The sequence below is a fragment of the Desulfuromonas sp. TF genome, assembly GCF_000472285.1.
Taxonomy (GTDB): Bacteria; Desulfobacterota; Desulfuromonadia; order Desulfuromonadales; family ATBO01; genus ATBO01.
In genome coordinates this window covers 266,668-279,072 of record NZ_KI421413.1, presented here as the reverse complement: position 1 = coordinate 279,072, position 12,405 = coordinate 266,668, and the positions used below count along the sequence as shown (strand labels likewise).

The following is a 12,405-nucleotide window of genomic DNA, read 5'->3' as shown; positions in this document are numbered from 1 at the left end:
GAGCAGGGTCAGGGAGCGAGAGGAAGGGAGAAGGAAAATCGGCTGCCTTTGTTATTCTTGATCGGGCTTTCCACCCAGACATCTCCGCCGTGCAGGTGGATGATTTCTTTGCAGATGGCGAGCCCCAGGCCGGTACCTTTGCGGAATATGTTGCCGGTGTTGATCTGCTGATATCGGATAAAGAGCTTTTTCTGCTGATTGAGGGGAATGCCGGGACCCTCGTCGGAGACGCTGATCACGAGGCAGTCCTTCTGCCCCCTGCAGTTGGTTTCATGGCGGGCGCTCAGGGTAATCCTTCCGGCCTGAGGAGAAAATTTGACTGCGTTGGTCAGCAGATTGGTCAGAACACGTGAGAGCTGTTTTCCGTCGGCCATGACATAGGGAAGATCTCTGGGGATATCGAGGCAGACGAAGAGATTTTTATCCTTGAGTTGCATGGACAGGCCCGCGGCCGCCCGTTCCACTATTGGGAGGATGGAGAGAGGACACGGGTGCAGCTGCATTTTCCCCGCTTCCAGTTTTGAAAGATCGAGAATATCCTCGATCAGAAACAGCAATTGATCGCATCCGTTTTTGATATTTTTAAAGGCGCCTCTCTGCTCTTCGGTGATGCTGCCGAGAATTCCCTCGGCAAGGACGTCGTTATATCCTCTGATGCTGGTGAGAGGGGAGCGCATGTCATGGACCAGCATCGATACGAAATCCGCCTTGACGTCCTCTGTCTCCTTGAATTTACGTAGATATCGGCAGACGATGAGAAAACGGTCGGCGGCGACGTTCAGCGCGTGCAGGGTGCCGCTGGAAAGATGTTTTTTTCTTCGGTCGAAAAGTGTTATCGAGGCAAGAAATTCACCACCGTCCACGATCGGAAGGACCCTGAGAGTATGAAATTCATGACCCGGTTCTTCCTGGCGGGGCGTCTCAAGATGTTCCGGCAGCAGGTAGCGGATCAAGTGGGGACCGTTCTCCTCCAACCCGGCCTGTCTGAGGATCTGAGCCTTGGCCTGGGCAATTAACGCCTCCGGAATCGGATCATTGGTCCTTATGCACAGAACGAATTTGTCGCGTCCGTCTTTTAGAAGAAGCCCGGCGGTGCTGTGAGGACTGATGACGGAGAGGAAAGTGAGAAATTCCGCGGCCAGAAGATCGGTATCATGCGCCAGACCCGTGAGTTTTAGGATCTCATTGGAGATGGTCGATTCATAGAGCAGGCGGTCCAGGATGTCTGTAATCCGGGAGCGGATGTCGGCGCCGTTAACATCCTGTCCGGAAGCGGTAACATCGTCCGTCCTCGGATGCCTCGCCGGCAGCATGGAGTCCATTGCTTCCAGAATGGGAGTCAGATCACCGCTTTTTTCCAGGTAAAGGTCTGCCCCGGCGTTCTCTCCCCAGAACCGGTCGTGGCGTTCGGTCAGGTTTGTGAGGAGAATGATCGGGATATGGGCTGTACGCGGGTCGTTCTTCAGCAGGCGGCAGAGGTGATACCCGTTAAGCTCGGGCATCATGACATCCGAGAGGATCAGGCTGGGGGGAGAGTGATAAACCTTGTTGATGGCCTCGACGCCATCCTGCGCCGTTTCGACATTGAACCCCTCTTTTTCCAGGGTATCCTGCACCATGGCCAGTTGGGTCGGGCTGTCGTCTACGACAAGGATGGTGAATTTACTGCTACCCATTCAGCAGGACTTCCGAAGGAGGATTTTTTTTCGTGAAGTCTTTTTATACAATCTGAAGTCCTTTCTGGTCAAACATAATCACCCTCCAGGGGGAAATTAAAATGCTTTATCCGGATATTGAACAAATAGTAGGCAGATTCCGATTCAAGGTGCTCAATGCGTAGGCAAGCCGGATGGCCTTGAGGTTCCGCTTGGGTGGGTCCTTGAGGTAAAATCCTTAAAATATAATCAGTTGGGTGATATCGAATGTCAGTCTGGTTTTTGGGCAAAGAAATTGCTAGTTTGTCCTGAGAATTCCGGTCGAGAATCAACTTGATTGCCCGGAAACGGACATATATACTGACGCCCATATTTTTCCAGAACCAAAACTTCGCCGGGAGGTATCCGAAATGAGAAAAGTTGAGGCCATCATCAAACCCTTCAAGCTAGACGAGGTCAAGGAAGCCTTGAATGAAATCGGGATTCAGGGGATCACCGTCAGTGAGGTAAAAGGGTTCGGCCGTCAAAAGGGTCATACCGAGCTTTATCGCGGCGCGGAATATGTCGTGGACTTCATTCCCAAGATCATGATGAAGATCATTGTCCGCGACGACATGGTGGCCAAAGTCGTCGACACCATCGCTGAGGCGGCTCGCACCGGACGCATTGGAGACGGCAAGATATTCGTCACGCCCGTGGACGAGGTGGTCCGCATCCGTACCGGTGAACGCGGCGATGATGCCTTGTAGGATTAAATCCCGATTGATTTATAACCCTAACCCGGCGCCTTTCAAGGAGCCGTTTCATACAATTTGTCAAAGGAGATCGCAATGACACCCAGAGAAGTCCTAGCTTTTGCTGCCGAAAACAACGTTCAGATGGTCGATTACAAGTTCCTCGATTTCGTAGGAATATGGCAGCACTTTTCCACCCCCACCAGCGAATTCAGCGAAGAAACCTTTGAAGAAGGAATCGGTTTCGACGGCTCCTCGATTCGCGGCTGGCAGCCCATTCACAACAGCGATATGCTGCTCATGCCCGATCCCACCTCGGCTAAAATCGATCCTTTTATCGCCGTGCCGACTCTGAGCCTGATCTGCAACATCATCGATCCGATCACCCGCGAAGGCTACTCCCGCGATCCCCGGTTCATCGCCAAGAAGGCCGAAGCCTACCTCAAGTCGACCGGAATTGCCGATACCGCCTATTTCGGTCCCGAGCCCGAATTCTTCGTCTTCGACGAAGTCCGCTACGGCTCCAGCGCCAACGAGTCTTTCTATTCACTTGATTCCAACGAAGGAATCTGGAACTCCGGCCGCGAAGAGTATCCCAACCTCGGCTACAAGCCTCGCCACAAGGAAGGATACTTCCCCTGCGCTCCCACCGACTCGCTCGTCGATCTGCGCAATGAGATGGTGCAGGTGCTGCAGAGCGTCGGCATGCGCATCGAAGCTTCCCACCACGAGGTAGCCACCGGCGGTCAATGCGAAATAGACATGCGTTTCGATTCCCTGCTGAGCATGGGCGACACCCTGCAGTGGTTCAAATACATCATCAAGAACGTCGCGGTGCGCAACGGCAAGACCGTCACCTTCATGCCCAAACCCCTTTTTGGCGACAACGGCTCCGGAATGCATTGCCATCAGTCCCTGTGGAAGGAAGGACAGAATCTCTTTGCAGGCGATGGCTACGGCGGCCTTTCCAAAATGGCCATGTACTACATCGGCGGCATCATGAAGCACGCCAAAGCCCTGTGCGCCTTCACCAACCCCAGCACCAACTCCTACAAGCGTCTGGTTCCTGGGTATGAGGCGCCGGTAAACCTGGCTTACTCCAACCGCAACCGCTCCGCCTCTCTGCGGATTCCGGTGACCAATAATCCCAAGTCGAAGCGCGTCGAGTACCGCACCCCCGATCCCTCCTGCAACGGCTATCTCGCCTTCGCCGCCATGTTGATGGCCGGCCTCGACGGCATCGAGAACAAGATCGATCCGGGCGAGCCTCTGGACAAGGACATCTACGGTCTGTCCCCTGAAGAGCTCAAAGACATCCCGAACGTCGCCGGCACTCTGCAGGAGGCCCTTCAGGCGCTTCGCGAAGACCACGCCTTCCTGCTCAAGGGGGACGTATTCACCGAAGATGTCATCGACATGTGGATCGACTACAAGACGGAAGCCGAGGTCAATCCCGTTCGGATGCGCCCCTGTCCCGAGGAATTCGCTCTTTACTTCGACTGCTAAATAATCGTCAAGCCATAAACGAAAAAGCCCCCGAGAAATCGGGGGCTTTTTCGTTTATGGCGTCATTTGTAATTTGTCATTTGTTACAACCATTGACCAATGACGGTTTAACTAATGACCAATGACGGTTTTCCTTTCCACATACTTTTTGACTGCCTCGGTATCGGCGTCGATGATCTCGCAGCGCCTCTCCAGCGCCTCGATGCCTGCCAGCGAAGGTGGGATTTCAGGCTCACGGCCGATGGCCGAGCGTACGGCTTCTCCGAATTTGGCCGGATGCGCAGTGGCCAGGCAGACCACCGGAGCTTCGCCACCCGAAAGATCCCGACCAGCCTTGATTCCGACTGCGGTATGGGGGTCGAGGATATAGCCGGTGAGGGCGTGGAAACTCCGGATGGTATCGATGGTCTGGTCCCTGTCCACCGTCTGGGAAAGAAAATCGTTCCCCACTTCGGCCATTTCCTCTTTAGAAAAGCTCAGTCTTCCGTCGCGGCTGAAGGATTCCATTGCCGCCGCAACTCTTTCGGAGTTGCCGCCGTAGAGATAGAAGAGATAGCGTTCGAAATTGCTGGCTACCTGGATATCCATGGATGGGGAGAGAGTCTCCACAACATTGCCGGTGGAATAATCGCCGTTGCGGACGAATCGGGACAGGATATTGTTCTCGTTGGTGGCCAGCACCAGACGGCGGATCGGCAGCCCCATGCGCTTGGCGATGTAGCCGGCGAATATGTCACCGAAATTGCCGGTCGGAACGGAAAAATAGAGACTGTTGCAGCCGGTCTGGCGACGCACCCGGCCCCAAGCGTAGAAATAATAGACGATCTGCGCAAGAACGCGGGCCCAATTGATGGAATTGACCGCGCCAAGCGAAAGGCGTGACTTGAACTCGAGATCGCCAAAGATTTCCTTGACGATGCGTTGGCCATCATCAAAGGATCCTTGAATTGCCAGATTATGGACATTGGGGTCGAGAACCGTGGTCATCTGCATTTCCTGAACCGGTGAAACCCGTTGGTGAGGATGTAGAATGAAGATGTTGATGTTCTCTTTTCCCCGGACACCGTAGATGGCGGCGCTGCCCGTATCCCCTGAGGTGGCTCCGACGATATTCATCTTCTCGCCGCGCTCATTGAGAAGATATTCGAAAAGATTCCCGAGAAACTGCAGCGCAACGTCTTTGAAAGCCAGGGTGGGGCCGTGGAAGAGTTCGAGGATGTACACTCCGTCCTGATGGCTGACGGGAGTGACCTCGGGATGGGTGAAGGTGCTGTAGGAACGCTCGATGAGACCTTTGAGGTCCGCAGAGGGAATGTCGGAGGCGAAAAGGGAAATGATCTGAAAGGCCAGTTCCGGGTAGGCCAGCTTCTCCAGCGCCTCGATGTCGCCGGGAGATAGGGCAGGAATCGATTCCGGCAGCAGAAGTCCGCCGTCGTCGGCAAGGCCCATCATGACAGCGTCCTTGAAAGGTATGCCACGGACCTGGCCGCGGGTACTCATGTAGCGCATGGAAAACCTCTGATATTTTGCGAAAATATAAAAACTGGATTTTTTGTCGCGGAAGTTTAGCAGGATTGAACGGACATGGAAAGGAAAAGATGGAAAAGGGGGGAGCCGCCGGCTCCCCCCCTCTTTTTCTCTGCTGCTGTTCGGTAATTTATGCCCTGGCCGCTTCCTGGGCGTCGACCACGGCGACCGCGGCCATATTGATGATGTCGGCCACGTCGTCCCCCCGCTGCAGGACGTGCACCGGCTTCTTCATCCCCATAAGGATCGGCCCCACCGATTCGGCGCCGCCGAGCTTGATGAGCAGCTTGTAGCAGATGTTGCCCGACTGCAGGTCGGGGAAGACCAGAACGTTGGCGTCTCCCTTGAGCGCGGAGAAGGGATACTGGTTGGCTACCAGTTCCGGGTCGAGAGCAACGTTAGCCTGCATCTCGCCGTCCACGATGAGGTCGGGGGCCTGCTCCTTGACCAGGGCAGTGGCACGCTTGACCTTAAGGGTCAAGGGGTGCTCGGTGCTGCCGAAGTTTGAGAAGGAGAGCATGGCCACTTTAGGCTCAACCTCGAAATGCCTGGCTTTCTGTGCCGAGAGAATGGCGGTTTCGGCCAACTCCTCGGCGGTCGGCTCTATGGTCACCGTGGCATCGGCGCAGAAGACGACATCCTTTTTGAAGACCAGCATGTACATCCCGTGAACCTTGGAGAGACCATCCTGTTTTCCGATGATTTCAAGGGCCGGACGAATGGTATCGGGGTAATGGTGCGCGATTCCCGAGAGGAGGGCATCCGCATCGCCCTTCTCGACCATCATCGCCCCGTAAAAGTTGCGGTTCTTCTTGATAAGGCGCTTGGCTTCGGCACGGGTTACCCCTTTGCGCTGGCGAAGCTCGAAAAAAGCGTCGATGTATTCGCCCCGTCTGGAATCGGTCATCGGGTCGATGATCTGGACGCCGTTGAGGTCGAGACCGAGTTCCTCGATCCGGTTGTAGATTTCCTCCTTGTCGCCGAGCAGGATAGGAATGGCGATCTTCTCGTCGATGAGGATCTGGGCGGCACGAAGGATTTTGTCTTCTTCCCCCTCAGGAAGGACCACCCGCTTGGGGTCGGACTTGGCCTTGTTGATCAGCGTCCGCATAATCTCCTTGGAGCGGCCCTGCAGAGCTTCGAGCTGCTCCACGTACTTTTCCATATCGGAAATCGGACGGCGGGCAACTCCGCTGTCCATGGCCGCCTGGGCAACGGCTGGGGCGACATGGAGAAGGACGCGTGGATCGAAGGGTTTGGGAATGAGATATTCACGACCGAAGCTGATCTCGACGTTGCCGTAGGCCTTGCGCACCGAATCGGGGACGTCCTCCTTGGCGAGGTCGGCCAGGGCCTTGACCGCCGCCAGCTTCATTTCCTCATTGATGGCGCTGGCATGGGTGTCCAGGGCTCCGCGGAAGAGGAAGGGGAAACACAGGACGTTATTGACCTGGTTGTTGTAGTCGCTGCGTCCGGTGCCGATGATGACGTCGTCGCGCACTTCCTTGGCCTCGGGCGGAGTGATTTCAGGGTCCGGATTGGCCATGGCGAAGACGACCGGGTCCTTGGCCATGGAGCGCAACATCTCGGTGGTGACGGCTCCTTTGGCCGAAACGCCGAAGAATATGTCGGCGCCGACCATCGCCTCCTCCAGGGTGCGGGCGTCGGTTTCGGCGGCCAGGCGCTCCTTGTAGTCGTTCATCCCGGCGGTGCGTCCCTTGTAGATAACCCCTTTGGTATCACAGAGGATGACATTGTCTTTCTTGATGCCGAGGGATATAGCGAGGTTGGCGCAGGCGATTCCGGCGGCACCAGCCCCGTTGACCACCATTTTAACGTCCTCGATCTTCTTGCCGACGATCTCGAGGGCATTGAGCATCCCGGCGGCGGCGATAATGGCCGTGCCGTGCTGGTCATCGTGGAAGACGGGGATGTTCATGATCTTTTTGAGCTCTTCCTCGATGTAGAAGCACTCGGGACCCTTGATATCTTCCAGGTTGATGCCGCCGAAGGTCGGCTCGAGGAGTTTGACGGTGCGGATGATCTCGTCGGAATCCTTGGTGTCGAGTTCGATATCGAAAACGTCGACATCGGCGAAACGCTTGAACAGGACTCCTTTGCCTTCCATGACCGGTTTCCCAGCCAAGGCGCCTATATCTCCCAACCCGAGAACCGCGGTTCCGTTGGAGACGACGGCCACGAGGTTTCCCTTGGCGGTATACTCGTAGGCGGTATTGGGGTTTTTTTCGATCTCCAGACAAGGCTCGGCGACTCCGGGGCTGTAGGCGAGGGACAGGTCCCGGCTGGTGGCGCAGGGCTTTGTGGTAACGACTTCGATTTTTCCTTTACGGCCTGAGCTGTGATAATCCAGGGCGTCTTGACGTTTGGACATGATTCAACATCCTCCCTTGTAATTGATTTTTTAATTTGCCTTAAAGGATACCCTATGTGCGAAATGGTTCCACATCAGATACAACGTTATTTTCATTGTGTGCTTGGGAAAAGTTCTGAAGTATGTCTAGAAAAAAATTTAGTAATATTAAATATAAAAATACTCGCACCTGTGATGGCCTGTCAAGCAGAATCTCTCGAGAACCGCATCTGGAAGAAACTCTGTTTGGTATACCCGCCGGGAACAGATTACTTGCTTAAGCAACGTAGGTGCCAAGAGTGGATTATTGCATAACCCTTCTGAGGATACCTTTAGATTCAGGGCCGTCAAGGCAAACTTCTGATAAATGAAATCAAATGAGGCTCTGAGAGGGTGGCAGATGCCCGTCTTGTTGGCTGTTTTTAGCCATAGTGAATCAGGAAGCAGGGAAACACCTGAACTGATCCAGGAATACAGCATTTTTTTCCCGGACATCTTTTGTTATACTTGGATGCTCTATCGAAATTTCACAATTGGAGTTTTCATGTTTAAAATCGGCGTACTTTCCGATACGCATATCCAGGATCCCGGTCAGGGTATTTCCTTTCTTCAGGACCTGCTGAACGGCTGTTTCCGGGAAGTCGATATGATCCTTCATGCCGGCGATATAATTAATCCGGATGTGCTGGCCGCTTTTACCGGCCGAACCGTTCATGTCGTGCGGGGTAACATGGATCCTCCGGTTCGAGGCCTCCCCATCAGCAAGATCATTGAGGCAGGCACTTTTCGCATTGGACTGATCCACGGTTGGGGCTGCCCCGACAGAATTGAGGATCGCATTCTCAGGGAGTTTCATGGGGAGCGCCTCGATTGTATTGTTTATGGCCACAGTCACCAGCCCGTTTGTCATCGCAGGGATGGAATACTCTTCTTCAATCCCGGAAGCCCCACTGACTGCAGACGGGCGCCATACCATTCCGTCGGCATCCTTGAGGTGAACGATCGGATAGAGGGACGGATTATTCCATTGGAATAATTCATTTAATATGCAGAGCACCGTAATCGGGAGCCAGGGATCTCTTGAAGTTCCCAGGGAGACAAACCATGAAACAGCTTTGGGCCCCTTGGCGGATGGCTTATATCGCCGGAGACGAAAACTCGCCGGAAGAAGGCTGCATCTTCTGCATTCGGGAGATCCGGGGTGAGGATCGGAAGCGCCATGTCCTTCGACGCGGAGAGCATGCCTTCATCATCATGAACAAGTATCCGTATTCTAACGGCCATCTCCTGATCGCTCCCTATCGGCACATCGCCGATCTTAATGACCTCACCGAGAATGAAGCGTTGGAGATGCACCGTTTTCTGGTTCTCTGCCGCAACGTGCTGCAAGAGAAAGTTGCGCCCCACGGGTTTAATGTCGGTATGAATCTTGGTCGGGAGTCCGGAGCGGGGGTGGCTGATCATCTCCACATGCACATTGTGCCGCGCTGGAGCGGCGACACCAACTTCATGCCGGTCTTTTCCGATGTACGGGTCATTCCCCAGCACATCGAGGCAACCTACGAACTTCTTGCACACGCCTTTGACGAGAGACGCCCATGAAAACTCTTCGTATCCTTCTTGCCTCTGTTATTCTTCTGGTGCTCTTTATTTTCAGCATCAACAATGCCCAATCTGTGCAGATCATCTTCTTCAGCTATCGAACGCCTCCAATGCCTCTTTTTTTGATCCTCATCTTTATCTTTTTTCTCGGGTTCATCTTGGCAGCCCTGTTCAGCGCCATGAAGATTACCCAGTTGAATCGCCAGCTCAACAGGCTGCGCCGAGAGATGGAGGCCACGAAGGATGATTCCAAGAGACCTGTCGAAACCCTCCATCCCTCTAAATAGTTCATCTTTTTGTTCCAATCGGTTTTATGTTACTCTATGGCGATTCAGTGATGCTTTAAGAAAGGCGGATTCGTAACATGCTGGAGATATTCCAAAAGGGCGGGCCACTCATGTATCCCATCCTGCTCTGCTCCGTTTTGGCCTTGGCCATTTTTTTCGAGAGGGTATGGACGTTGTTCCGCCTGGGCAGGGGGACCATAGCGATGGTCAGGGAGGTGGAAAGTTTGGTAAGGAAGAACCGGATCGAGGAGGCGGTTATCGTCTGTCAGAGGACCGGCACTCCCCTGGCCCGCATTCTGGTTTCAGCCCTTCGCAGTGCGGGGCGGCCCCGGGAGCAGATCAAGACGATTGTGGAAGAAGTTGGCGGACGGGAAGCCGCTCCCCTGGAACGCTATCTGGGCCTTCTCGGGACAATCGCAACCATTTCTCCTCTGCTCGGATTGCTGGGGACCGTGCTGGGCATGATCGAGGCTTTCACGATAATCTCCGCTCAGGGGGGAGGCACTCCGGCTACTCTGGGCGGTGGAATTTCCAAGGCCCTCATTACCACGGCCGCCGGCCTCACCGTGGCGATTCCCACCATTCTGCTTCATAAATATCTCACCAGCCGGGTGGATCGAATGGTTCTGGAGATGGAGGAATATTCCCTGCACATGGTCGATCTGCTGGGGGAGTGACGAATGGCCTTTATTCGCAAGAGGCGAGAAGATCCCAGGGTCGAACTGACCCCTATGGTGGACGTGGTCTTTCTCCTGCTCATCTTCTTCATGATATCCACCACCTTTGTGGAAACCCCTGGGATTTCAATCAAGCTTCCCGAATCCTCCTCTCAAATGGCTGAAAAGCCACAGGAGGAAATCAAGGTATATTTCTCCAGGAGTGGCGAGATTACCTTTAATGAAGAACGCGTTGAGCTGGAAGAACTGCGCCGCCGCCTCAGTGGCTACGGTGAAAAGGCACGGACCATGACCTTCCTCCTTCTGGCAGACGAAGAGGCGAGGCATGGAAAGGTGGTGCAGTTGATGGATGCAGCTCGCGAGGCCGGTTTCGGAAAACTTGCCATTGCCACCGAAAGTCGGGGGGAGAAGCCATGAGTCAAAAGGCGGTGATCGGCATTGATTTGGGCGGAACCAATTGCCGCGGCGCGCTGGTCACCTCCGAGGGAGTGCTGTCCTCCGTTTTTCGTATGCCCACCCGGATGGAGGAAGGTCTGGAGCAATTTCTGGATCGTCTGATTGCTTTCTGCCGCGAACTCTGCGTCGTTGCCGAAAAGCAGGGTCTCAAGGCGGAAGCCCTGGGGATGGGAGTGCCGGGAATCATAGCCCCTGAAGGCATCGTCCGAGTCAGCCCCAATCTGCCCTCCCTGAACAATGCGCCTCTCGCGGCACTTCTGCAGGAGCGGCTGGGTCTTCCCATCACCCTCGGTAACGATGCCAATATCATCGCGCTTGGTGAGGCGCTGTTCGGGGCAGGAAGAAATTTCAGATCGTTCATCACCCTCACCCTGGGGACCGGCGTGGGTGGAGGACTTGTACTCGAAAGGCGGCTATGGGAAGGGGCGGACGGTGCGGCGGGAGAAGTGGGTCACATGACCGTCGAGCCGGAGGGGCGCCTCTGCGTCTGCGGCTCCCGCGGCTGTCTCGAACAGTATGCCTCGGCAACAGGGATTGTCAGATCCGTTCAGGAATTCCTCAATGCCGGCGGAATGAGCAGTTTGAGGGGTCTAGCCCGGGAAGAGCTTACCAGCCACCAGGTTGCCGTAGCGGCCCTCCGGGGTGATCGAGTGGCCCTGGCTGCGCTGGATGAGGCGGGACGCCGATTGGGACAGGTCCTGGCAGGGATCGCGAATCTGCTCAACCTGGAAGGCGCCGTGATCAGCGGCGGAGCCAGTGAAAGCCTCGATCTCTTTCGCCCGGCTCTGGAAGGGGAGCTTTCACGGCGGGCGTTTGAGATCCCCGCTCAGCGCATGAAGGTCGTCAACGGAGAATTGGGTGATGACGCCGGGATCCTCGGGGCGGCGGCACTGACTCTTGGGATCGGACCCGTAGCAACTCAGAGCGGGTGTACGATATAATACCCGCATCCGCTCACAAAGGCTTAATTACGACAATGGCGGAATGATTCGGGATCGAGCTCGTCGGTTCAAGGGGAGCCTGCCCCAATGGCGTAGGAGGCGAGGGGTCGCTAATGGGTGGAGAGGGAGTGGTCTATTTTGTCCATGATTTTGGCCAGGGTGCTTGGCTTGGATATGAAATCGTCGAATTCTGCTTCGAAGCTGCTTTCGATGGTGTTCTGATCCGCGATGGCACTGTAAGCGATTATTTTAGCCCGCTTTCTGCCGTATGTCCTCTCCAGTTCCCGGATCAGTTTTGCCGTTTCAATGCCGTCCATCCCTTCCATCCGGATGTCCATCAGGATCACATCAAATTTTCCATCTCGCCATGCCCGGACGGCATCTTCACCGCTGGTCGCGCATTGGGCTTTAAGGTTCCTCTCTTTTTCGAGCAGATTTGCCGTCAGCCTGCAAACGACGGGATCATCCTCAACAATCAGGACCTTGCGTTCCGTCTCTTTCGTCATTAAGGTACTCCGGTTAAGGGGATGGGATTGCAGGCTTTGACTTATTAAACATGATTGTCGGGAAATTTCAATGTATCAGAGAGTTTCATCCCAACACCTTCTGCTCCAGTTAGGAAGATATCTAAGGGAAGGGGGACGGGGCG

Annotated in this window: 12 protein-coding genes; 8 read left to right on the top strand and 4 right to left on the bottom strand. The window is 54.8% G+C overall.

Annotated features, from left to right (window positions below; genetic code table 11):
- Positions 1–8: 8 nt before the first annotated feature.
- Positions 9–1,676, bottom strand: coding sequence for a hybrid sensor histidine kinase/response regulator (locus DTF_RS25135; protein ID WP_027714251.1), 1,668 nt, complete (start codon positions 1,674–1,676; stop codon positions 9–11).
- A gap of 389 nt (positions 1,677–2,065) precedes the next feature.
- Between DTF_RS25135 and DTF_RS0103855 the strand changes: the two genes are divergently transcribed.
- Together DTF_RS0103855 and glnA are read left to right on the top strand one after the other, a co-directional pair.
- Positions 2,066–2,404, top strand: a complete 339-nt coding sequence (locus tag DTF_RS0103855) for a P-II family nitrogen regulator (RefSeq protein ID WP_027714250.1) — start codon at positions 2,066–2,068, stop codon at positions 2,402–2,404.
- A gap of 81 nt (positions 2,405–2,485) precedes the next feature.
- Positions 2,486–3,895: a type I glutamate--ammonia ligase gene (glnA, locus tag DTF_RS0103850; RefSeq protein ID WP_027714249.1), complete on the top strand. Its 1,410-nt coding sequence runs from the start codon at positions 2,486–2,488 to the stop codon at positions 3,893–3,895.
- 111 nt (positions 3,896–4,006) lie between these two features.
- Here glnA and thrC read toward each other — a convergent pair whose 3' ends face one another.
- The gene (gene thrC, locus DTF_RS0103845; RefSeq protein WP_027714248.1) at positions 4,007–5,404 is read right to left on the bottom strand and encodes a threonine synthase; all 1,398 of its coding nucleotides are present in this window, start codon (positions 5,402–5,404) and stop codon (positions 4,007–4,009) included.
- Between the two features lie 148 nt (positions 5,405–5,552).
- Positions 5,553–7,814 carry an NADP-dependent malic enzyme gene (locus DTF_RS0103840; protein WP_027714247.1) on the bottom strand — a complete coding sequence of 754 codons (2,262 nt, stop codon included), beginning with the start codon at positions 7,812–7,814 and terminating at the stop codon, positions 5,553–5,555.
- A gap of 346 nt (positions 7,815–8,160) precedes the next feature.
- Here DTF_RS0103840 and DTF_RS27725 point away from each other — a divergent pair, with 346 nt between their 5' ends.
- The 6 genes from DTF_RS27725 (at position 8,161) to DTF_RS0103810 (ending at position 11,756) form a co-directional block, all read left to right on the top strand.
- Entirely contained in the window at positions 8,161–8,829 is a 669-nt protein-coding gene (locus DTF_RS27725; protein WP_081702779.1) for a metallophosphoesterase, read from the top strand.
- Between the two features lie 68 nt (positions 8,830–8,897).
- Positions 8,898–9,395 carry an HIT domain-containing protein gene (locus DTF_RS0103830; RefSeq protein ID WP_027714245.1) on the top strand — a complete coding sequence of 166 codons (498 nt, stop codon included), beginning with the start codon at positions 8,898–8,900 and terminating at the stop codon, positions 9,393–9,395.
- Positions 9,392–9,682, top strand: coding sequence for a lipopolysaccharide assembly protein LapA domain-containing protein (locus DTF_RS0103825; protein ID WP_027714244.1), 291 nt, complete (start codon positions 9,392–9,394; stop codon positions 9,680–9,682). Before DTF_RS0103830 ends, DTF_RS0103825 begins: the two co-directional genes overlap by 4 nt.
- A 77-nt stretch (positions 9,683–9,759) precedes the next feature.
- Positions 9,760–10,359 (top strand): MotA/TolQ/ExbB proton channel family protein, encoded by a 600-nt coding sequence (locus DTF_RS0103820; protein WP_027714243.1) that lies wholly within the window; start codon positions 9,760–9,762, stop codon positions 10,357–10,359.
- A gap of 3 nt (positions 10,360–10,362) precedes the next feature.
- A complete protein-coding gene (locus DTF_RS0103815; RefSeq protein WP_027714242.1) occupies positions 10,363–10,776 on the top strand; it encodes a biopolymer transporter ExbD in 414 nt (137 codons plus the stop codon).
- On the top strand, positions 10,773–11,756 hold the full coding sequence (locus DTF_RS0103810; protein ID WP_027714241.1) for an ROK family protein: 984 nt from the start codon (positions 10,773–10,775) through the stop codon (positions 11,754–11,756). Before DTF_RS0103815 ends, DTF_RS0103810 begins: the two co-directional genes overlap by 4 nt.
- A 110-nt stretch (positions 11,757–11,866) precedes the next feature.
- On the opposite strand, the gene DTF_RS0103805 is transcribed toward DTF_RS0103810, so the two are convergent.
- Positions 11,867–12,262: a response regulator gene (locus DTF_RS0103805; protein WP_027714240.1), complete on the bottom strand. Its 396-nt coding sequence runs from the start codon at positions 12,260–12,262 to the stop codon at positions 11,867–11,869.
- Between the last annotated feature and the right edge of the window lie 143 nt (positions 12,263–12,405).